Genomic DNA, 22,259 nt, shown 5'->3' with positions numbered 1-22,259 from the left:
ACATTATATATGTTGTCATTTCAACACAGACTTTCATTACAGATTCTGAAGGGAAGACATAGATGAATCCACACCACGAATCCGGCCAACGGCATCCAAATCGAGATTGCACCATTATTTATGTAGGAAAACTGGCCGACAATCCCCATTGGAGTTTTCCGACGCATAAACATGACGATCTGCATGAGATTATCTACGTAACTGAAGGCAAAGGATTGTTCACCATTGACGGTACCAAACACTGGGCTCAAAAAGGGGACATGCTCATATATAACAAGGGTACTCTTCACGAGGAGAAGTCCAATCCTGAATTCCCGTTATCCACCTTTTATTGCGGCTTTCGTTTTGCAGAAGGCACCCAGACCCTTGAGGATTGGGTCATCCCTCCCTCTAACAATCCGATCATTCGAGCCAACCGATATTCCGATGAGCTCCATTCGTTAATGCAGACTCTCTTCAATGAATTTTCAATCCGGGAACATGGATACGAGTCGATCTCTGGGCATGTCCTGAAAGCAATACTTCTGATCATCGATCGGCAGTCCCGTCAGCAGCTTCCTAGTGGGGAGATCGTTGAGAGCAATACCCTTGCTGAGAGCATTAAAGACTATTTGGATACCAACTATCGGCAAAACATTAAGCTCAAAGAATTGGCAGATCAATTTCATATCGATTTTTATTACTTAATTCATATGTATAAAAATCACTATGGCACTTCTCCTTATCATTACCTGATTCAACGAAGATTGGGTGAAGCCACCCGATTATTAGTCTCAACCAACAAAAAAATATGGGAAATTGCCAAACTGGTCGGTTACGATAACCCCAATTACTTTACGATTTTATTTACCAAAACGGTTGGTGAATCACCACGAAGTTTCCGAAAAAAGAATCAAAAGGATATGTTCGGGGATGAGGTGTCACATTCTTACTAATCGTACTACATGCAGAAAGGCGCTCCATTAGGGGAGCGCCTGGTGCTTTACATGTCTCTTTACATATTTCTTTACACACTTACTTACTTCTACTCTAGAGCTTAAACCGGCGAACCAGTTCTTGCATATTCTCAGCTGTTTTGGATAGCTGTGCAGATGATGCGGATATCTCCTGCATCGCCGCCATTTGTTCTTGGGCTGCTGCTGAAGTTGTCTGAGCACTATCAGCCGATACTTTAGAGATATGACTCATCGCGGCAACGGTAGCCGAGACTTCTTCCGTACTGGCTGACAACTGTTCTGAGACAGCGGAAATATCCTGAATTTGATCCACGATATGCGTTGTATATTGTTCAATGTTCGATATGGTTGCAGAAGCTTCTTGGCTGATCCGCATTCCTTCACCAACTTGATTACGAACTTTATCATTCATAAGAGACGTGGATTTGGCAATCAAATCAAGCATTTTGCCAATGGTAGCGCCAATCTCGTCCGCACTTTGTTTGGATTGCATCGATAACGTTCGTACCTCGCCTGCAACGACAGCAAAACCTTTTCCGTGTTCTCCTGCTCTTGATGCTTCAATAGAGGCATTCAGTGATAGAAGATTGGTTTGCCGAGAGATATCCGCAATCGCTTCATTCATTCGATTAGCTTCGGCGGAGAGACTGGACAGCTCATTAATCAATGCCGAGGTTTCTTCAACAGCTCCGAGAATGTGTTCCATTTGTTCTCCGACCTGGTTTATCGTTTTCCCACCATTAGCAACAGCGCGCTCCGTCTCTTCAGCCGAATCCACAATCGCACTCGCAGATTCTGCAATTGTACTGATGCCTCTCGCCATCTCTTCTACGGCATTCGCGGTTTGTTCCGAATTCTCCGCCCCAACGATAGCTGATTCCGCAGTCTGTTGCATGGTTTCGGCCACATGTTGAACCGATTGGGTGGTTTGTTCTGTACTTTCCTGAATCATCTGGGAAGAGTGACTTAACAACGATGAAGTCTGGTGAAGTTCAGCAACCACCGATTGAAGGGAGATGGTCATTTGGTCAAAATCATTTGCCAATATACCAAATTCGTTTTCGGTTTTAAGATTAACCCGTTCGGACAGATTCCCTTCGCTTACGCTGCGGGTGGCCTTTCGCAGTTTTTGCATAGGTACGATAAAAGATCTCAGAATGAAGAAAATAATTACACCGGCAATCAATACAGATATAACAATGACCGTTAGACTCGATACCATAATGGGTTTCGCTGCGGCGATAAAATCTTCATGGCCCATCAAAGCAATGACATTCCAACCCGTTAAAGCATTAACACCGTTATATACCTCCAGATCATACGCCAGATCCGTTCTGACAAATTGAGAAAATGCCATCGGTTCATCGGAATTTGAAGCCGTATTAGGATGGACTGGAATTCCCTCTATGAGTGCTCCGCCGAGCTCTCCTCCTCCACCTTTTGCAATCGCACCGGACCAAGCTGCAATCGTTCGATTGGAGTCTACTACAATCAGACTTCCATTACCTCCGACATCCACATATGATAACGCTTTTGCTAATGGCTCCAGATCAAGTTTAATACTTGCTACACCATGTTCATCTGAAAGAGCTTTTGAAATCTCTACATAAATCTTCCCCGATGCCGGATCATTCATAATACTCGAAAAATAGAGTGATCCATTGTTACTTTCACCATTGGCATACCATTCTGTGCTGCGTGGATCGTATGTTGCATCCTCTATTGTTGGAGATGATATAACATCGCCTTGGTCGTTGCCCACGGTTATGGCAAGAATATCAGGATATGTATCAGCTAACTGGTCGATTCCTACTTGTACTGCTTCGTTGTTCGTCTGACTGGGGGTGGTGCCATACATACTGTCTATGTAACTCAATAATGCTGCTTTTTCCCCCACCAGATTGTTAATATGCTGCCCTGTCATGGTTAAAATGGTGTTGATGGGATCCGTCATTTTTTGTTGTACCTGATCTTTGGCACTATCATATGAGAAATAACCGATAAGTGCAGTGGGGATAATAAGTACCGCAAGGAAAGCTGCAATGAGTCGAGTACTCATTAATCGTAAAACGGCTCCTCCTTTCTTATAAAATGACCTTTTTTCACTTTCCTTTTTCAAGTTCAATCTTCCTCTCTTTATTCATTTTTGGTAGAACTAATCGGCCAGTAAACGCAAAAAAACCCATATATATGCACACCCAAAGAAACTCTGAGCATGTATATACATAGGTATTGCCTGAATGAATTCAGTAACAAGCCGTATTTGTTTAGTATTATAACATAATTAAAAAGGGTTTGTTAACTATGATTGGGTCTTTATACCAGACATCTGTTGTTTATAATCCGTAGGACTTAGTCCCGTATACTCTTTGAACACCTTCGAGAAATAGTGCTGATCGCTAAACGACAGCAAATCGGAAACTTCCTTAAACTTCATGTCCGGTTGGCATTCCATCAGTCTGCATGCCTCCTTAATGCGAAGCCGGGTGTAATACTGAACAAATGTAATTTGTGTTGCATTTTTGATCACTCTGCTGACGTACGACGGGCTAACGTGAAACTTCATGGCAATGTCGTTGATAGATAATTGAGAATATTTATTTAGTTTTACGTAATCGTCAATCTGTTCAAACAGGATCGCCTTGCTTTTTCGAACGTGGGATTGCAGCATATCGAAGCACTGTCCCGTCCATTCCGCCAGTTCCCGGCAAAAATCGGCATAGGACTGTGCCTGGGCGAATTGTCTTGACCGAAGCTCCAGACCCAATCTCATGCCCGCCCCCTGTTCCTCGTACAGATGAGCAAACGTGTCTACAATCAATCCAATAAACCGATCCACCTCGGTCATATGTACATTTTCCTCTGCCCATCGATTCAGCAATTCGGATAACTTAAGAGCAAACCGTTCTTTCTGCCGAGCCTGTATCATCTGTACAAAAGCAGATTCCTGCACCGGATCCAGACAGCCTGTCTCAGATCTGGCCATCGACACCGGATTCCCGGTATCCAGCACTATTCCTTGTTTCAAACGTTGCTGCTCAGACAAAATGGACGACATGCGGTGATAGAGCTCCGGCAGATTACCAGACTCAGCGAATAGAAGTTGTCCTCCAATGATCGCATCGATGTCATGCGCAACCAAATGCCGTCGCAACGATTCAAGACATTCATGTACGGAAGAGTACACCTCAAGTGCACTCTTGTTGACAAAAGCGATAAATTGATATGGGGTTTGACTAGTGTAAACACGACAAGGATGGAATGCAAAAAAATCCTGCACTATGCCACCAAGTTCCCCCTGCACCCATCGTTCATGCCCTGCGGTAAAAGGCTGTTTGCTCATAATGATCATCATCTGGCTGAATAAAGGCGGAAACTCCTCCCCCTGTTTCGGCGTAGTCTCACATTGGGGATGAATGATTTCCTGCAAATCCAGCAGTTCCTTGGACATCTGTTGATCAAGTTGGTCAATTACCCGACTCATGACTTCTTCAAGCGCCTCTCGCTCGACAGGTTTTAACAAATAGTCAAACACTTGCAGGTTCAATGCTTTTCTTGTGTATTCAAAATCGCTGTAACCGCTAATCAAGATGACCTTCAGATCCGGGTTGGCAATTTTGGCTTGCTCAATCAGGGACAGCCCATCCATTTTCGGCATTCGTATATCGGTCAACAGCAGATCAATCGGTTCCTGCTTTAACGCTGCCAAGGCTTCTTCTCCATTCGTTGCCGTAGCCGCTACACGAATCGGGAAGCTCAGCGTCTCCAAGAGCATTTTAATATTACGTAATATCGGTTTGCTATCCTCAACGATCATAACGTTATACATCGCCTATGCCTCCTCGCTAGTAAAAATCTCTCGTCAGTGAGCCGATGATTTGAATCGTTGCTCCATGTTGCTCTTCCGCATGATTGTTAAATATATTAATAAAGAGCCGGTTGTTATACATTAGTTTGAGTCGATTGACACTGTTGATAATCCCCATGTTACCAAGGGCTGTTCCACGATCGGCAGTCTGGTTCATTACGGAACCCGATGCCTGAATATTGGCTAAAATCTCCTGGATCTTATCCGGTGGAAAGCCCTCTCCGTTATCTTTGATCTCCAAAGCCCATAATCCGTTATATTGCTTCACGGTAATCTGGATACGCCAAGGCGGCGCGGTGTTGGCAAAGGCATGTTCAATGCAATTTTCCACAAACGGCTGAATGACCAACCTCGGCAACCGGATATCGTTCGCCAGCTCGTCAGCACAGATGTCCCACTCCAGATCCTCTTCGTACTTTTGTTGTACAAGGGACAGATAATGTCTCGTATGTTGAAGCTCCTCAGCCAAAGTCACATGCGCGTATGGTGAAGAGACAATATAACGCAGACTGTCCGAAAGATGTTTGCACATATCCGATACAACTTTGGTCTTCCCCTCTTGGGCGGCAATACTGATCAGGTATAAGACATTATGAATAAAATGAGGTGCAATCTGGGCTTGCAGCGCCGAATTACGCGCCTTTACTTCTTCATGAAGCGCCGATTTTTCCCGGTCAATGGATTGCTGCAGCCTCTCCATCAGATCCTGAAAGGCTTCATTTAGCAATAAGAGATCGTTATTCTTCGGCGTTTCATCCACTTTCAGATTCATATTGCTGTAGTTCATGCGCCAGATCTGACCGCGTAGCTTGCGGATAGGCAGCAGCAGGTTACGTGTCGACAAGAAGATATACACAAACGAAACCAGCATCAGTGCTGTAATCAGCAGAATGGACATCGTCTGAACCGAATGGATCGAGCCTAGAACAGATTTTTTGGGCGTTATGATATACGTGATCCAGCCTGTACTGGGTGATGTGGAATGTGTGATATAATTGTCGTTTTTGTCTACATCCAGTCCCTCGTCTGATGCAGGCTTTGTCCAATTGGTAAATGTCACACCCGCTTCCGAACCTGTCATCTGCTCGCCTTGTTCATTCAGAATATAGACATCGCCAGCGGTAATGCCCTCCGTTAGGTTCTGTATATAGGCCTGTTCCATCTGGATGCTAAGATAACCGTACACCTTGCCGTTCTGATCATTGATCGTGCGCACAAAGGAGATCGTATCGTCTTGACGCAGCAGAACAAAACCACTTTCCGTCCAATCTCGTCCGACCTGACTACTCTCCATCATGGTGTTCAGGATTGCGGGAGGATTACCCGAACCCAGATATGATGTCAGGAGAACCCCGTGATTGTCGTAGATGGACATGTCCTTGATATTCATGCTCGGCCCGATGGCCTGAAACATGATGTCTTTGATGATCCGAATTTGCTTCAGTCTTTCATAGTTACTATGAGCTGAGGAGCTCTTGTCCATGGCTACAAATATATTTTTGCTGGATAATATTCGCTGCGACATCTGGTTCTGTTGTTCTACGTATAGATCAACTTGCTCTCTTACCTTCGTAGCTGTAACGAGCGTATCCTGCTCTGTTTTCAGTTTGAGCGGGCGGACAACGATCACATTTACATACACGATAAAACAGCCCAGCACAAACAAAAGCAGAGCCAGAAATGTCAAAAACACCTTTGTCTGCAAACTGAATTGAGTTGCTTTATGTATGAGCTTTGCCATTCTCAGAGATGCCCTCCTGTTCTGACATGATGTGAAATCCCTTATATTCATGTCTACTCTATCACGGTATTTCATGAAATGATAGCGATTTCAAGTTCAGGATTTTACACATCAACGTTCAAGCACAGACATGTACCGGGGCGAGAAAAGAATCTATAATCGGACTTGTAAACGGATTCACTACACGTTTCAGAGGGGGATTTGCATTGAAAACAATAAAAAGAAAAAAGGTGTTTTCCATTATTCTGGCCAGTTTATTATCGGTCTCATTAACGGCTTGTGGATCAGGAGGTACGGATTCCGGCACAGCTGCTGGCGGGGACAGCAAGAGTGGCAAAGTCACATTGGAGCTGGCAATCTCTAAAAGTTCTCAGGACTCTGCTTTCATCCAGCAGGACATTCTTGATGCATTCGAAAAACAAACGAACATTCGTGTCAATTTGCAGCTGATTCCAGCGGAACAAACGACAACTGTACTGCAAACCAAACTGGCTGTAGATGAAACGCCTGACATTATTCAGTACAATCTGGCGAGCGCAGTCACAGACCTGAACCTTGAACGTAACTTCGAGATTCTGGATAACGAGCCTTGGGCAAGCAGAATTGTGAACAAAGACGTCCTCTCTTCTGGTGGTCATCTCTACAGCTTCCATGTCAGCCAAGATACGGGGATGCAAGGGGTCGTTTATAACAAACAAATCTTTGAAGAACTCGGGTTGTCGCTTCCAACCAACTACGAAGAATTCCTGGCGATCTGTGAAAAAATCAAAGCAAGTGGCATTACACCTGTATTTATGCCGTACAAAGATGCCTGGGCTGCCAACATCTGGCCTGCTGCAGCTTTTGCCGATTTTGTAGCCAAAAATGAACCGACTTTTTTTGATGAGTTGAACAGCAACAAGAAAAAATGGTCTGATATCCCGGAATTCAAAACATTCCTGGAACAACAATATGAAATTTACACCAAAGGTTACACCAACACGGATGTGCTTAGCGACAGCTATGACATGGCCGTAGGTAAATTCCTGAACAAGGAAGTGGCCATGATGTTTATGGGCGATTGGTTAATTGAAGGCGTGGCCGAGCAAGATCCAAATATGGAACTGGGCGTATTCCCGATTCCATCGTCAGACAATGCCAGTCTGGGTGCAAGTCCACTGGGCGGACAACTGTTCATTCCGAAGAAATCCAAACATTTGGATGAAGCCAAACAGTTCCTAGACTATATCGCTTCCAAGGATGTCGCACAACAGATCGTGGACTCCAAAGGGTACGTATCCAATTTCAGTGACGTCACCACACCAGAATTGCCGGCTTACAAGCAGGATATTGTAGACAACTATATTACGCCGAAGAAAACCGTGCTGACAACGGATGCATACATGCTGGTTGATCGCAGCGAACTGTACCGATTATTGCAGGATCAATTTGCAGGCGGATTGTCACCGGAAGAAGTACTGAAATCCTGGGATGAGAAGTTCAGTCAGCTGATGCAGGATAAAGGTGTAGAAGGTTTCTAAAGAGTGAAATATAAGGCAGCATAACAGGATCGACCGTTATGCTGCCTGGCTATAACGGAGTGTGAGACATGAAAAGGACTAAAAATCTGTACTCGTATTACATGATATTTCCCGCACTGATTATCTACTCCATCTTTTTTGTTGTGCCTGCTCTCGCCGCTTTCTATTATTCATTCACGGATTGGCGGCTGGATCGGCTGGAGCTGAAGTTCATCGGGTGGGATAATTTCCAGAAAATTTTCTCGGACAAAACGCTTATTCTGGCGCTGAAAAACACGGCGATATTTGCAATCGTCACTGTAGTTGGCAAAAACGTTATCGGCCTATTGCTGGCCGTAGGACTTAACATGCGATTAAGAACAAAGAACCTGCTACGCGCGATCTTCTACGCCCCTTCTATTCTCAGCATCCTTGTGATCAGCATCCTGTTCACTCCCATGTTGCGTACCGAAGGTACCATCAACAATTTGTTGGAATCTGTAGGATTACATTCGTTAAGCCAAGCTTGGCTGACCAACCCATCGATTGTGATCTGGACGATTGCCATCGTCTCGATCTGGCAGAGTGCCGGGTTCCAGATGGCCATTTATCTGGCGGGCCTGCAGTCCATTTCTCAAGAGTATTACGAAGCAGCCAAGATTGATGGCGCAAGTTCGTGGAGAAGTTTTTTCAAGATCACACTACCACTCTTGCTGCCCGCAATTAACATTAACTTGATGTTGACATTGATCGGTGGACTCAAAGTATTCTCCGAAGTATATGTCATGACCGGTGGTGGCCCGGGTAACGCTTCCCAGGTCGTAGGTACGATCATTCTGCGATCTTTCGGCGAAGGCAACTGGGGACTTGGTACCGCGGTCAACACACTTCTCTTCGTCGTCGTTACCATTATTGCTATACCGCTATTGATCTTCATGCGGCGTAAGGAGGTTACGGAATAACATGGGCTATACACGCAAACTCGCCATCCGCAACTATATCGTGGAAGGTTTCCTGATTCTGGCCTCTCTTATCGTTCTGTTGCCGCTTGTCATTCTGATCTTTGGTTCATTCAAAACCAGCGCCGAAGTGCTTAGTTTCTCCCTGAGTTTTCCGGAAACATGGCAGTTCTCGAACTATGTTCGTGTCTTCCAGGAAGGCGGTCTGTCGCGAGCATTCTTCAACAGCATTTTGATTACTGGCGTATCTTCCATCATTAATATCGTTGCCTCTTCGGCAGCGGCATTCATTTTGGCACGTCGGGAAACCAAACTATCCGGCACGATCTACATGTATTTCTTCATGGGACTGATTGCGCCAATGTCGATTATTACGACCATACGGGTTGTACAGGGATTGGGATTCTACGGCAGCATCACAAGTGTCATCCTGATCTACGCCGCGTTAAATACAGCCTTCAGTGTATTCTTGTATAGTGGATTCATCAAAACCATTCCACGAGCACTGGACGAAGTGGCATTTCTGGAAGGAGCAAGTGTGTTCGGGGTGTTCTTCCGCATCGTCACACCGCTCATTCTGCCCGTTAACGCAACGGTAGCCATCATGGTGTTCATGTCCGTCTGGAATGACATCACAATTCCGGTGTACTTCCTGACAGACAGTTCCACATGGACGATGCCACTATCGATCTACAATTTCTACGGCAAATATAGCCGGGACTGGAACCTGATCTTCGCCAATCTCGTGCTTACTTCCCTGCCTGTATTCATCCTGTATCTATTCGGGCAAAAATATATCGTCAGCGGCCTTACTGCCGGTGCAGTTAAAGGTTAAACCTTATATTCTCACGGTTCTCAAGGAATAGAATTGGAGTATTCATGACATACTTAACCCCCACCAGATCTGGCGGGGGTTGTTTTATTTATAGCGTGAAAATGCATCTACACTTCTCTATTTTTGAAACAATTGCGGGTAAAGGGCAGCAACACCACCAGCAAGACCCTGTTGTACATTCCGACTAGTATCATCAGCAATAATCTCGTAGAGATCCGCTTCGATGGAATCTACTGCAATTTTGGCAATATCCGTTGGGTTCGTTTTTGGTGCGTCGATACCTGCAGTCATATCCGTATCCATGAACGCCACGTGCAATCCGGCAACACTAACGTTCTTAGGGGCTAATTCCAGACGTAATGCATTCGTAATTCCCCACTGAGCGGATTTTGCAGCTGAATATGCACCTGAGTTACCAAGGCTGAGCCAGGATAGAGCGGACAGGATATTCAGTATCGAACCGCCCCCATTCTTCTCTATTACCGGTGCAAACGCACGAATCATTGAAAGCGTACCAAATACATGTGTATTGAATTCCAAGTGAATATCGTTCAGCTCACCCGTGAGCAGAGAAGCACCCGTAGCGGAACCGGCATTATTAATTAGAAGGGTTACATCACTAGCTACCTCAGCTGCAGCCATGACAGATTGTGGATCCGTAATATCGAGTTGCAGTGGAATAGCCCCGGGCAGATTAATGGATTCAGGGTTTCGCGCGCCAGCATACACTTTGGTTCCCCTCGCCAGCAGTTCAAGAGCAAGCTCCTTGCCCAACCCTCGATTAGCCCCACTTACAATAGCAACTTGTTTGGAAATATTCATTTATTATTACTCCCTCTCATTGAGAATGTATTCATTTTCGAGATCTTCGGGAATGATCATTCTAATAACTCCCAATATCAATCTATCACATTGGGAACGATCAGTAAAGAATAACTTTTATGATCCATGTTTTTAGTAAAAGAAGATGCCCGATAACCTTTGAAAAAAGGCTCCGAGCATCTTTCTTTGGTCCTTCATTGAGAATGGATTTACATATGGATTATGATTTTATGTCATATAGATTCGCAGGTAACGCCTGCACAAATGGTGACCAGTCACTAACAGTATATAGATGAAGTCGGTGCATGGCCCGTGTGCATGCCGTATACAGAAGCTTACGATCATATTCCTGGCTGTAAGCAACGGGTGAAGCATCATAGACCAGGACAGCATCGAACTCAACGCCTTTGGCGAGATACACAGGAATAACCATGATTCCTTTTTCGAAAATCTGTGTGTCCTTTGTTATGAGCTGCAACCCTTCGCCGCCTTGACTTTGCAACCTTTCATAGGCGTCACGGCTTTCAGCCGCGGTCTTTGTAATCACAGCGATGGAATCAACCCCCTCCGCCTTAAGAGCGGCGATGTCTGCGAGAATCTGCGCACCACGCAGTTTTTCGTCCTTCAATCCTGTTAAAAGAGGCTTCTGATCTCCCCTTTCAAACGGTCTAATCTCTTCTCCCCCTGGTAACATCTGTCTCGTGAATTCAACAATCTCTTTGGTTGAACGATAACTGCGTACGAGCCGTATCAAAGTAGTTTCACCTTCTCCGTAAAGGTGAACCAGTGGCGAGTTAGGTGCTGCCAAATCCGTAGCCTGCATAAAGATCGCTTGCCCGAAATCCCCCAGCACCGTCATGCGGGCACGAGGAAACAGTTTCTTGAGATATTCGTATTGAAACGCCGAATAATCCTGGCCTTCATCGACAAAGACATAACGAATCTCTGTGTTCGTCCGGACGCCTTCGATCATCTCTTTGACATATAAATACGGAGTAGCATCCTCATGGAACAGCTTGTTCTGAAGGATCATGGCCTTGGTCTGTTTACAAATCTCAGGCCAGTGCTGTGGGGGGATTGCCCCATTCGTTTGTTCCCGATAAGCGGTCTCATCTACAAATAGTTGTTCATATATCCCTTTCACATCCACGAACTGAAATTTCCGCACACTCTTTCTTAAAGGTTTAAACATGTCTTTCACCAGTTTCTGACGAAGCAGCTCCTCTTCTCGCACTGCAAAGTTAAAGGCACCCTCATCTTGCACTGCGCTGTCATTACCGTTATCTCGTGCTGCGTATTTTTCCGCTACATCGAATACAGGCTTTTCTTTGTGCAACATGCGGAAAGCTTCCACATACTCATCCGTGTCCAGATAATTCAACTCCTCCAGAACCCAGTCTGCTTCCCGTTCCAGACGTTCCAGCGAAACAAGTTCTCTCAGCAACCATTCCTGCAAAAGAAGTATACGGTTGGACAAGGTAAGATTCTGATCCAAATTGTAAAATTGGGTCTTGATTTGGTCTGAACTGATGAATTCACGTCCCCGAAATTGAATGCCGTTAAACCGCGTCCCCTCTCTTCCTAACCACTTACCGTAGTTTTGGAGCACTTGCAGGAATGTCTCGGAAGCTTTGTACTTGATCGCCTCCATACGAGCTTCATATCCCGGATCATTCTGAGCTGTCAGCACATATTCAATCTGATCAAAGGCATCCTCTGGTCGGATGGAGGAATCCAGCCAATAATTCAGGTATTCCTGGAAAGTCGTCTGCTGCATATTCTCTTCCCCAAGTTCCGGGAGCACAGTCGAGATATAACTGGTAAACATCGGATTCGGCGAGAAAAGTACAATCTGATCTGCTTTAACTGTCTGGCGGTGTTTATATAGTAAGTAAGCGACTCGCTGTAACGCAGCCGACGTCTTGCCACTGCCAGCTGCCCCCTGAACGATAAGCATTCGGCTTCGGTCATCACGGATGATGGCGTTTTGTTCCTTCTGGATAGTTGCTACAATACTCTTCATTTGTGAGTCTGCACCCTTGGCGAGCACTTGCTGCAACAGTTCGTCACCAATCGTCTCAGTTGAATCAAACATGCTATGAAGCTGCCCATGTTGAATCTGGAATTGACGCTTGAGCTCCATCTTTCCGTCGATTCGTCCTGAAGGTGTGTCATAACTTGCTGGCCCGGGAGAGTGATCATAGTACAGACTTGCAATTGGCGTACGCCAGTCATAGATTAGAAAGTTCAATCCATCTTCATCCATGAAGGATGATACACCGATGTAGATCTGTTCAGTCAATGTCATGCCTTTTTCCTTATAGTCGAAACGGCCAAAATACGGCGTTGGAAGCAGTCTCTTTGTATTTTTCCATTGTTGTGTTAACAGCTTGTGCCCGCGCTCCCTCTCGGCCAACACTCTCGACTGCTGATTAATGGTATAGAATGCATCTTCAAAATCCGTGTACGAACCCGTATTAATCGTTACTTCTTCCCAGAACCGTTTACGAATTTCGGCAGCCTGTTCATGCAGTCCGGCAACCTTCGGTTCTAACTCGTCGAGTCGTGCCTGAAGTTTGTTCCTCACCTGCACTAGTCTTTCCTCTTCCAACTTCCATTCGTTTGTTTTATCCATGAATAAGTCCACTCCCTTTTCCATTTATTAGGACCAAAAAAAAGAGCATTGACAAATCGGAATGTCGGATGTAAAATTAAATTAGGAGAAATAATGATCCACCCTTTACATTCAATATAAATGTCAAGTGCGCTATAGATTATATCATGGCTTTTTTTCACGTTCAATGCTTTTTTTCGTTCTGTCTGAGTTGAACAATAATTTATATTATATAAGGTGTCCCTCGAACTACACTGGGGGCATCTTTTTTTGTGTCCTGGGCATGGTTCATACCCTGAATGCGCTGTAAGCTATACACCCCTTTATAAATTCGATAAAATGAACAAAACATTAGTTGATGCTTTTGGGAGGGATACATAAATATGAATATAGAACCTGTGGAGGACCGGTGTCCTGTTGAGTTTGCAGTCAATATGATTGGTGGGAAATGGAAGTTATTAATTATAAATCGTCTCATCCGCCATTCAACAATTCGATTCAATGAATTACAGAAAATGCTTGACCCCATTACGCATCGCACGTTAACCAGGCAATTACGAGAACTTGAAGAAGCTGGTTTGATAAACCGTGTTACCCACCCTGTAGTTCCGCCTAAAGTCGAATATTCCCTTACAGAAAAAGGACAAAGCCTGACTTCGATCTTGTTTCAGTTAGGTGATTGGGGATCGAAACATATGTAAAACGCCTTCCCATAGTATCCCAAGGGATACTTTATATCATTAATGTGCGTACTTACGCTCCTATTCTAAATCCGTTATGCTGAGGTCAATGCTGAGTGTTAACTCATTCATTCCAATCACATATTGAAAGGAAGTTATTGACCACTATGACACAGAATGATCGATTTTTAGTATATGGGGCATCGGGCTCCCAAGGCGGCGCTGTCGCTCAATTACTCGTTCAACAAGGTTGTGAGGTTCGCACGATTACTCGAAATGAGGCAACAGCCAAAACACTAAAGGAACAAAACATTGAAGCTTTCATCGGGGATCTATCAGATGTGGAACAGCTTCATACGGCGCATGAAGGTGTAAGTAAAGTCTTCCTGAACCTGCCGGTGGAGTTCAATTCGGATAAGATCAGACAATATACCAAAAATGCAATTGATGCTGCTATACAGGCAAACGTTAAATTGATTGTAGTTAACACGGGTACCTATGTTCCTGACCCTATCACCCATTCCAAAGGAATTGAATTGAAACGTGAAGTTATCCATGAATTGCAGCAAAGTGGTCTTCCATATATCATTGTGGAACCCATTGTATACTTGGAAAACTTCCTGATTCCCGGAATACTGAACAATGGCGTTTTGGCCTACCCGGTACCAGCAGACAAGCCGATCTCCTGGATTAGCTTAAACGATGCAGCTCAATTCCACTATTATGCCTTGACTCATTCGGAATTGGCAGGAAGCATTATCCCAGCACCCGGATTAGAAGCCCTGACAGGTACACAATTAGCGGAACAATTCAGTGCTGTATTAGGTGAAAAGATCAGCTTCATGTCTCTTCCTTTTGATCATTTTGAAGCAGCGATTCAGCCTTTGTTGGGAAGTGAGACAGCAGCAGGTCTTAAAGGATTGTACCAATGGATTGATGGGCATACAGATCTTCTTCCACGGTATGAAGAGTTAGATGATAATATCAAAGCCAATCTTAAATCAACCAAAATAAGCGATTGGATTCATCAAACAATGATTAAATAATATTTTATGAACAAGCCATTTGAATCTCCAACGGAGAAACGAGTGGCTTGTTCTTTTTATATGAGAACTTTAATGGGCTCAACTGATTCAAATTCAGAGATTCTGATAGGATTAGGCAAAACTTTGATAGAAATGTGGTACAGGTTGTTCCCTTCGTTATGACATAATAATGTGTATATAGATCACCCTACAGGTGGCAATAATAAACATTAGAAAGGATTTGAACATGACATGGAATATACTAAACTTGGTAATACAGGCTTGGACGTATCTCGATTTTGCCTGGGATGTATGGGATTTGGGGATGCCAGTAAATGGGTTCATGAATGGGTACTGAATGAAGAAAATTCTCGCCCGGTGATAAAGAAAGCGCTGGATCTAGGCATTAATTTCTTCGATACAGCGAATGTATACTCTCTGGGTACAAGCGAGGAGTATCTTGGTCGGGCGTTAAAAGATTATGCAAATCGGGATGAGGTTGTCATTGCTACCAAAGTACACGGACAAATGCATCAAGGACCCAACGGTTCTGGTCTTTCCAGAAAAGCCATCCTGAGTGAGATTGATAAAAGCCTGAAACGATTGGAAACCGATTATGTGGATCTCTATATCATTCATCGTTGGGACTACAATACGCCTATTGAAGAAACCATGGAAGCCTTACATGATGTGGTGAAGTCCGGTAAAGTGAGATATATTGGCGCTTCGGCCATGTTTGCATGGCAGTTCCAAAAAGCATTACATGTAGCAGAGAAAAATGGTTGGACCAAGTTTGTCTCCATGCAAAACCACCTGAATCTCATCTACCGTGAAGAGGAACGAGAAATGTTGCCTTTATGCAAGGAAGAAAAGATTGGTGTGACTCCCTACAGTCCTCTTGCTTCAGGCAGGTTGACCCGTGACTGGTCCGTATCAACACTTCGATCCGAAACAGACAAAATTCAGAAATCCAAGTACAATGCGACAAGTGATGCGGATCGGCTTGTTGTTGAACGAGTTGCATCCATTGCAGAAAAATACGGTGTCCCTCGCACACACATTGCACTTGCGTGGTTGCTGCAAAAAGACACTGTAGCGGCTCCAATTATCGGTGCCACCAAAATATCGCATCTGGAAGATGCGGTAGGTGCTCTTTCTGTTAAGTTGACCTCAGAAGACGTCTCATTCCTTGAAGAACCCTATGTACCTCACCCTGTAGTAGGTGCTCAATAATCGCTTTTGCTTAAAATATAGAAGACCTCCTCTTTCCGTATCCGGAAGTTGGGGGTCTTCTTTTTATATCGCGATTTATTTACGCCAGAATGTTGAACATTCTGCCTTATCCGCTATATTGAACTCAATCATTCTCTCAAGTAACGAAAAATCAATCTCCTGTTTCCACTTCATCCGCACCAACTCTTTGGTGTGATCATAACCCGCCTGTGTGATCTCTTCCGAAAAACGATTAATTCCTGCCTTCTCGGGAGCAACAGCCAAGTGTTGCTTGGATACACTAAAGCCAATAATAAAGGTCTCATGGTCGGTAAACATCGGTTGATTCCAGGCTATTTTTTGTTTTAAATTCGGGAATTTTTCAGTGACCCAGTTCAAAACTTCTTCCGTTCGTGCCTGGTGTTCCGGGTTATCGATGCGTGCTGTAAATTCTGCAAAGGTCTCCATTAGTTTCCCCCTATAACAAGAAATCTACTACTTATATTGTCCAATTCAATCTTATTCTATCATGAATATCAAATTCAAAAACCCTTATCTGCCGATAACTCAACAAAAAATGAGTAGCCTGCTAGACTTTAAATGTTTTCTTTTATCCAAGATCGCAACTGATCAGCATAAAAAGCGCGTTCATTTGGATCGGACGGAGAACCATTTGTCAGATAAAGTTGATCATTCACGTATCTAGGGTAAACATGCAGATGATAATGCCAGACGTCTTGATTGCCAGCAGGTTCATTATGTTGCCGTGTCGAAATCCCATCACATCCATATGTACTTTTCATTGCAAATGCTGTAAGCTGAGCCGCGCGGTGAATTTCAACAGCGTAATCCGCAGGGAGTTCAAAGATGTTCTCGAAATGTTGATTCGGAACAATAAGAACATGTCCTTTATTGTTTGGCCACCATTTGCCCGCTATAAATGCCGTTACCTTTTCATTTTGATAGATGATATCCCTTTGTTTTGTTCCCTGATCAGGTCGCTCGATACCCCAAATACGACAAAATGGACATTCGTACCCTTCAGGCTGATGTGAAAATGATACTGTCATCTTTCTCATTCTACTCCTTTCATGTTTACTTCACTAGTTATTAGACGCAGTTACCTTCTGTTCGTTGCGAAAAGAGCACGGGTTGTAGAATGATCAGGAATTAACAAACTGAAAAGCAAAAAGCAGCTGACCTTGGCGGCAGCTGCTTTTTTTCTATCTTTAACTATCATTATTGCACACTTCACAATTACATGGTGCTGATATCAATAACAAAGCGATATTTCACGTCGGAAGCCAGTACACGTTTGTATGCTTCGTCAATCTGGTCAGCGGAGATGACCTCAATATTAGGCGCAATATCATGTTCTGCACAGAAATCAAGCATTTCCTGCGTCTCACGGATGCCACCAATCATGGAACCTGCGAATGAACGGCGATGGCCGATAAGAGAAAATACGTTTACGGCTAGTGGCTCAGCAGGAGCACCCACGTTCACGAGTGTGCCATCCAGTGTGAGCAGGGAGAAATAAGCGTTAATGTCAATATTCGCACTTACTGTGTTGATCATCAGATCAAAGGTGCCTGCAAGTTTCTCGAATGTTTCCGGTTCGCTTGTAGCAAAGTAGTGATCTGCACCAAATTGCAGTCCATCTTCTTTTTTGCTCAAGGATTGGGAGAGAACCGTTACTTCCGCACCCATCGCATGTGCAATTTTGACAGCCATATGACCTAGACCACCCATACCTACAACGGCAACCTTCTTACCTGGGCCAGCTCCCCAGTGATGAAGTGGTGAATATGTCGTAATACCGGCACACAGCAAAGGTGCAGCAGCATCAAGTGCAATGTTATCAGGGATGCGAACGACGAAATCCTCTACGACAACAATATGAGTTGAATATCCACCTTGCGTAGGCTCACCGTATTTGTCTACTCCAGCGTAAGTTTGAATATTTCCTTTGAGACAGTATTGCTCTTCACCTTTGCGACAGTTAACACATTCACCACAAGAGTCCACCATACATCCGACCCCTACTCGGTCACCGACCTTATATTTGGAGACTCCAGTTCCTACATCGGTTACAATCCCGGCAATCTCGTGTCCAGGAACGAGTGGATAATTCACAGGGCCCCATTCACCGTGGGCAGTATGGATGTCAGAATGGCAGATACCGGCATATTTAATCTCGATTAATACATCATTGGTATCCAGATCACGTCGTTTGATTTCAGCACTTCTGAATTGTTGGTCTGGTCCGTCAACGGCTCTGGCTTTAGCTATAATCAATGGTATAACCTCCTAGTAATTTAAAGTTCAAAATAATCTTACTCCCTCTAGTTAACTCTAAGTCAAATGTTTATCTTACTTTTTTTATCTCCAGCTCACTTTGACATGTTGTATGCAGCATGGTAGAATTCACTCGGATCATCCTAGAGTTAACTCGAAGTCTACCCCCAGTAGAAAGGAATTTTATGAAAATGACCTATTCAATCGGTGAAGTTGCCAAAAAATTAGACCTTACGGTATATACATTGCGTTACTACGACAAGGAAGGACTCATGCCTTTTGTGGAACGTACCACAAGTGGAACACGTTTGTTCAAAGACTCCGACATTGACTTTCTAAAGATCATCCAATGTCTGAAGCTGACCGGCATGCCTATTAAAGACATTAAAGACTTCATTGAATGGTGCTCTGAAGGGGACTCCTCGCTGAAGCAAAGATATGACATGTTTACGGAGCGAAAAGCTATTGTGGAAGCACAAATGGAGGAACTAAGAAGAACCATGGAAGTCATCGAGCACAAACGCTCCTACTACGAAACAGCTTTGGAGGCTGGGACCGAAGAGATTCATAAAATTAAACCGATGGAAAATGCCATCACCAATTGATGGTTCATGCTTTCTATTTTCTAAAATTAGCGCAAAAAAAAAGTAGCTTGAAGTCCTCTAACGGATTTCAAGCTACTTTTTTGGGTACGTCTCTACTCATCATTTTTCCAAAAGTTTCATCGTTACATGGATAATACGGTTTAATTTTTCCTTATCCGTCGAGGTTCTTGCCATGGCTCTGATGCCGACAGAAATATTGTGCAGGTACTCTGCCATTTCCTTTGCATCATGATCAGAAGAGAATTCTCCCTCCCGCTGCCCCCATTGAATGATCTGCTCGAACATCCGCTCAGCTTCGTTAAACGATTCAAGAGATCGGTTGTCCACTTCCTGATCACGTGTGCCTAGCTCCACGGCGGAGTTCACGATCAAGCATCCCGATGGCGTATCCTCTGCTTCACTGATCATAACATCGAAAATTTTATGCAGTGCTTCCACTGCCGTCTTGGATGCCTTGATTTCTGCGAGTAATGTGGCGCTGATCTTGCCACTATAACGATCCATAGCCTTCAAAAACAGCGTATGTTTATCGTCAAATGTATCATATATACTTCTGCGATGAATTCCCATATGCTCAACCAGGTCACTCATCGACGTTTTCTCGTAACCTTGTTCCCAGAAGATCTTCATTGCTTTATCCAATACTTCGTTCACTTCAAACTCTTTACTTCTAGCCATTAGACTTCCCTCCCAAAATCAATCTAACACATCGGGAACGATCAGTAAATAAAAGATGCAGATACCCTTCTCATTCTCATCTTAGCATGTATTAGCTGAACCGTAAGTGTATATCTTCTGTACTTGTTGTATATCATGACCTGTGTACTTGTGATTATGTAACCAGCAATCAGAATGTCTTATCCATTCACATCAAATGTTTGCCTATTCCTATCCGTTTTCTACCGCCTTCGGTCAATATACGATAGAATGTGATTATTATGTTGTGAGGAAAAAAGGAGAACTTTGCATGTCTGACCAAATACATGAACAACAAAACGAATTAGCCACACTCATTGATCGTTATTCTGACAAGGATGGGGTACATCCTACGGCAATCCCTTCATTATTTCTAATCCGTGAATCGGTCGTTACTGAACCTATATTTAGAGTGAATGAACCATCCTTTTGCATTATCGTTCAGGGTGAAAAAGAGGTCCTGCTGGGACAGGATCGTTTCCGGTATGGTCCAGGAAGTTATATCGTGGCAACCGTTGACTTGCCGGTTAGTGGACAAGTAATCCAAGCCTCGTCTGAGGCTCCCTATCTGGCCCTGAAACTTGAATTCACATCCAGTGAGATTCTGGAGGTATTGAACCATTCCGATTTCCCAGCAAGACCGCGGAAAACAACGAGACGTGCGATGTTTGTCAGCCAAGCTGAGTCGTCTCTGCTGGATGCAGTCGTCAGGTTAGCCCGTTTGTTGGAAGATCATTCGGAAGATATCCCGCTGCTCGCTCCTTTGTTCAAAAAAGAAATTCTCTATAAAGTTCTGAAAGGCCCACATGGGACTGCTCTGGAACAAGCTACCATGGAGGGCAGCCATACCTATCGAATCAGAGACGTTATTGAATATATTATGAATCACTCTGAGCAAAATTTTCGGGTTGAGGAATTGGCGGATTTGGCAAATATGAGTACTGCCTCGCTGCACAGACACTTTAAAGAAGTGACTGCCATGAGTCCGATTCAGTTTCAAAAACAACTTAGGCTGCAAGAAGCGCGCCGCTTGTTATTATCCAAGTCCACCGATGCAGCAGATGTAGCATTTCAGGTAGGTTACGAGAGCCCTTCCCAATTCAGCCGTGAATATTCACGCATGTTCGGATTTCCGCCCAGAGAAGATATTAAACGCTTGAGAGGCAGAGCCGATGAGACGACTACCATCTCTTGACTGGTTACTGGCTAATATCGCTCCTTTAGCTCGTCTAGTCTAACCTCAAAAAGGACTCCTTCTGTTTTGCCAGTCGGAGTCCTTCCCTTATTCATGTATTAATGAAGATCACTAAATCATTAACATTAAATTATCAATACATTAAAAACCAGTCGTATATTGTTTTGGAACGTCCGTTGTCTTGCGCAAAGCAGACGCAGCTTCCAAGGCCCAGTAAGGATTTCTTAACAACCCTCTTCCGACTGCAACGAGATCAGCTTCTTCATTTCCGATGACTGCATTTGCCAATTTCGGGTCGTCCAGCCTTCCAACAGCAATCACAGGCACATCAAGAGCTTCTTTGATTGCTTTAGCGAGAGGTACTTGATAAGCTGCGTGAGTTCCTGGTCTGCCCGATGCACCAATAGGTCCCTCGCCACCAGATGAGATGTCAAATACGTCAACGCCTGCCTCTTTATAAGCTTTGGCAAACTCGGAACTTTCGTTAATGCCATAGCCACCTTCGACATATTCTTTGGCTGAAATACGCATCATCAGGGGCATGTCTTTTGGCATCTCTGCCTTTGCAGCCTGAATGATCTCCCGTCCAAATAACGTTAAATCTTGACCATATTCGTCTTCTCGCTTGTTTGTTAGTGGAGAATGGAACTGATGAATCAGATATCCATGTGCGCCATGAAGCTCAATCGCATCAAAACCAGCTTTCACAGCACGAGCTACAGCACTCCGGAATTTCTCAACCATTCCTTTTACTTCATCCGTTGTGAGCGCTCTTGGCTGCTTGGAATTCTCATCAAAGGCGATCGCGGATGGAGCAACTGGAACCTCAGCATCTTCTGCTTTGCGGCCCGCATGAGCAATCTGAATGCCAACCTTGGCCCCATAACTGTGACACGCATCTACGATCCGCTTCAGAGCCGGGATCTGTTCATCTGACCATAACCCAAGATCATAATCTGAGATTCGGCCATCCGGCTCCACATCTGTCATTTCAATGATAATGAGACCTGTTCCTCCTACAGCACGACTAACGTAATGCATATAATGCCAATCGGTTGCAATACCATCTTTTTGCTCAACTGAATATTGGCACATTGGAGCCATTACGACACGGTTTTTAAGCTCCAGGCTTTTAAAAGAATATGGACTAAACAAATCTGTCATCAAAATAAAACTCCCCTTTTCATGAATCATGTCTAATAAAAATGCATGCGCAAGCATCAAATCAATGCCTACAATTAATAACTCCGTATG

At 44.2% G+C, this 22,259-nt stretch carries 19 protein-coding genes; 9 read left to right on the top strand and 10 right to left on the bottom strand.

All coding sequences use genetic code 11. From position 1 onward, the window contains the following. The first annotated feature begins 62 nt into the window (after positions 1–62). Positions 63–935 (top strand): helix-turn-helix transcriptional regulator, encoded by an 873-nt coding sequence (locus tag CXK86_RS11465; protein ID WP_101313728.1) that lies wholly within the window; start codon positions 63–65, stop codon positions 933–935. Between the two features lie 94 nt (positions 936–1,029). On the opposite strand, the gene CXK86_RS11460 is transcribed toward CXK86_RS11465, so the two are convergent. The 3 genes from CXK86_RS11460 to CXK86_RS11450 form a co-directional block, all read right to left on the bottom strand. Further along, positions 1,030–3,015 carry a methyl-accepting chemotaxis protein gene (locus CXK86_RS11460; RefSeq protein WP_257467812.1) on the bottom strand — a complete coding sequence of 662 codons (1,986 nt, stop codon included), beginning with the start codon at positions 3,013–3,015 and terminating at the stop codon, positions 1,030–1,032. A gap of 243 nt (positions 3,016–3,258) precedes the next feature. Continuing rightward, positions 3,259–4,785, bottom strand: a complete 1,527-nt coding sequence (locus CXK86_RS11455; protein WP_101313726.1) for a response regulator — start codon at positions 4,783–4,785, stop codon at positions 3,259–3,261. A 16-nt stretch (positions 4,786–4,801) separates the two neighbouring features. Continuing rightward, positions 4,802–6,565 (bottom strand): sensor histidine kinase, encoded by a 1,764-nt coding sequence (locus CXK86_RS11450; RefSeq protein WP_101313725.1) that lies wholly within the window; start codon positions 6,563–6,565, stop codon positions 4,802–4,804. 206 nt (positions 6,566–6,771) lie between these two features. Between CXK86_RS11450 and CXK86_RS11445 the strand changes: the two genes are divergently transcribed. From CXK86_RS11445 to CXK86_RS11435, 3 genes are all read left to right on the top strand, one after another. Beyond that, complete coding sequence (locus CXK86_RS11445; RefSeq protein ID WP_101313724.1) at positions 6,772–8,085, top strand: ABC transporter substrate-binding protein; 1,314 nt, start codon at positions 6,772–6,774, stop codon at positions 8,083–8,085. Between the two features lie 68 nt (positions 8,086–8,153). Continuing rightward, a complete protein-coding gene (locus CXK86_RS11440) occupies positions 8,154–9,026 on the top strand; it encodes a carbohydrate ABC transporter permease (protein WP_101313723.1) in 873 nt (290 codons plus the stop codon). A gap of 1 nt (position 9,027) precedes the next feature. Then, positions 9,028–9,858 (top strand): carbohydrate ABC transporter permease, encoded by an 831-nt coding sequence (locus CXK86_RS11435; protein ID WP_017688542.1) that lies wholly within the window; start codon positions 9,028–9,030, stop codon positions 9,856–9,858. A 117-nt stretch (positions 9,859–9,975) separates the two neighbouring features. Here the strand turns inward: CXK86_RS11435 and CXK86_RS11430 are convergent, their stop codons facing one another. Both CXK86_RS11430 and helD read right to left on the bottom strand, forming a co-directional pair. Further along, on the bottom strand, positions 9,976–10,680 hold the full coding sequence (locus CXK86_RS11430; protein WP_101313722.1) for an SDR family oxidoreductase: 705 nt from the start codon (positions 10,678–10,680) through the stop codon (positions 9,976–9,978). 220 nt (positions 10,681–10,900) lie between these two features. After that, positions 10,901–13,315, bottom strand: coding sequence for an RNA polymerase recycling motor HelD (gene helD, locus CXK86_RS11425; protein ID WP_101313721.1), 2,415 nt, complete (start codon positions 13,313–13,315; stop codon positions 10,901–10,903). Between the two features lie 362 nt (positions 13,316–13,677). On the opposite strand from helD, the gene CXK86_RS11420 reads away from it, so the two are divergent. From CXK86_RS11420 to CXK86_RS11410, 3 genes are all read left to right on the top strand, one after another. Further along, positions 13,678–13,995: a winged helix-turn-helix transcriptional regulator gene (locus CXK86_RS11420; RefSeq protein WP_017688544.1), complete on the top strand. Its 318-nt coding sequence runs from the start codon at positions 13,678–13,680 to the stop codon at positions 13,993–13,995. A 146-nt stretch (positions 13,996–14,141) separates the two neighbouring features. After that, the gene (locus CXK86_RS11415) at positions 14,142–15,020 is read left to right on the top strand and encodes an SDR family oxidoreductase (RefSeq protein WP_101313720.1); all 879 of its coding nucleotides are present in this window, start codon (positions 14,142–14,144) and stop codon (positions 15,018–15,020) included. A 231-nt stretch (positions 15,021–15,251) separates the two neighbouring features. Beyond that, a complete protein-coding gene (locus CXK86_RS11410) occupies positions 15,252–16,232 on the top strand; it encodes an aldo/keto reductase (RefSeq protein WP_036608033.1) in 981 nt (326 codons plus the stop codon). Between the two features lie 75 nt (positions 16,233–16,307). On the opposite strand, the gene CXK86_RS11405 is transcribed toward CXK86_RS11410, so the two are convergent. The 3 genes from CXK86_RS11405 to CXK86_RS11395 form a co-directional block, all read right to left on the bottom strand. Then, complete coding sequence (locus tag CXK86_RS11405) at positions 16,308–16,679, bottom strand: iron chaperone (RefSeq protein WP_036608035.1); 372 nt, start codon at positions 16,677–16,679, stop codon at positions 16,308–16,310. Positions 16,680–16,807: 128 nt separating this feature from the next. Next, the gene (locus CXK86_RS11400) at positions 16,808–17,281 is read right to left on the bottom strand and encodes an HIT family protein (protein ID WP_101313719.1); all 474 of its coding nucleotides are present in this window, start codon (positions 17,279–17,281) and stop codon (positions 16,808–16,810) included. A 187-nt stretch (positions 17,282–17,468) separates the two neighbouring features. After that, the gene (locus CXK86_RS11395) at positions 17,469–18,509 is read right to left on the bottom strand and encodes an NAD(P)-dependent alcohol dehydrogenase (protein ID WP_036670869.1); all 1,041 of its coding nucleotides are present in this window, start codon (positions 18,507–18,509) and stop codon (positions 17,469–17,471) included. A gap of 191 nt (positions 18,510–18,700) precedes the next feature. On the opposite strand from CXK86_RS11395, the gene CXK86_RS11390 reads away from it, so the two are divergent. Then, positions 18,701–19,114, top strand: a complete 414-nt coding sequence (locus CXK86_RS11390; protein ID WP_017688550.1) for a MerR family transcriptional regulator — start codon at positions 18,701–18,703, stop codon at positions 19,112–19,114. 99 nt (positions 19,115–19,213) lie between these two features. On the opposite strand, the gene CXK86_RS11385 is transcribed toward CXK86_RS11390, so the two are convergent. Then, positions 19,214–19,792 carry a TetR/AcrR family transcriptional regulator gene (locus CXK86_RS11385; RefSeq protein ID WP_101313718.1) on the bottom strand — a complete coding sequence of 193 codons (579 nt, stop codon included), beginning with the start codon at positions 19,790–19,792 and terminating at the stop codon, positions 19,214–19,216. A gap of 289 nt (positions 19,793–20,081) precedes the next feature. Between CXK86_RS11385 and CXK86_RS11380 the strand changes: the two genes are divergently transcribed. Further along, the gene (locus CXK86_RS11380) at positions 20,082–21,005 is read left to right on the top strand and encodes an AraC family transcriptional regulator (RefSeq protein ID WP_101313717.1); all 924 of its coding nucleotides are present in this window, start codon (positions 20,082–20,084) and stop codon (positions 21,003–21,005) included. A 141-nt stretch (positions 21,006–21,146) separates the two neighbouring features. On the opposite strand, the gene CXK86_RS11375 is transcribed toward CXK86_RS11380, so the two are convergent. Then, positions 21,147–22,169, bottom strand: coding sequence for an NADH:flavin oxidoreductase/NADH oxidase (locus tag CXK86_RS11375; protein WP_076249364.1), 1,023 nt, complete (start codon positions 22,167–22,169; stop codon positions 21,147–21,149). Positions 22,170–22,259 lie beyond the last annotated feature (90 nt).

The organism is Paenibacillus sp. BGI2013, assembly GCF_002843485.1.
Lineage (GTDB): Bacteria > Bacillota > Bacilli > Paenibacillales > Paenibacillaceae > Paenibacillus > Paenibacillus amylolyticus.
Note: the sequence above shows the minus strand (reverse complement) of the source record. Positions and strands in the feature narration are given on the sequence as shown.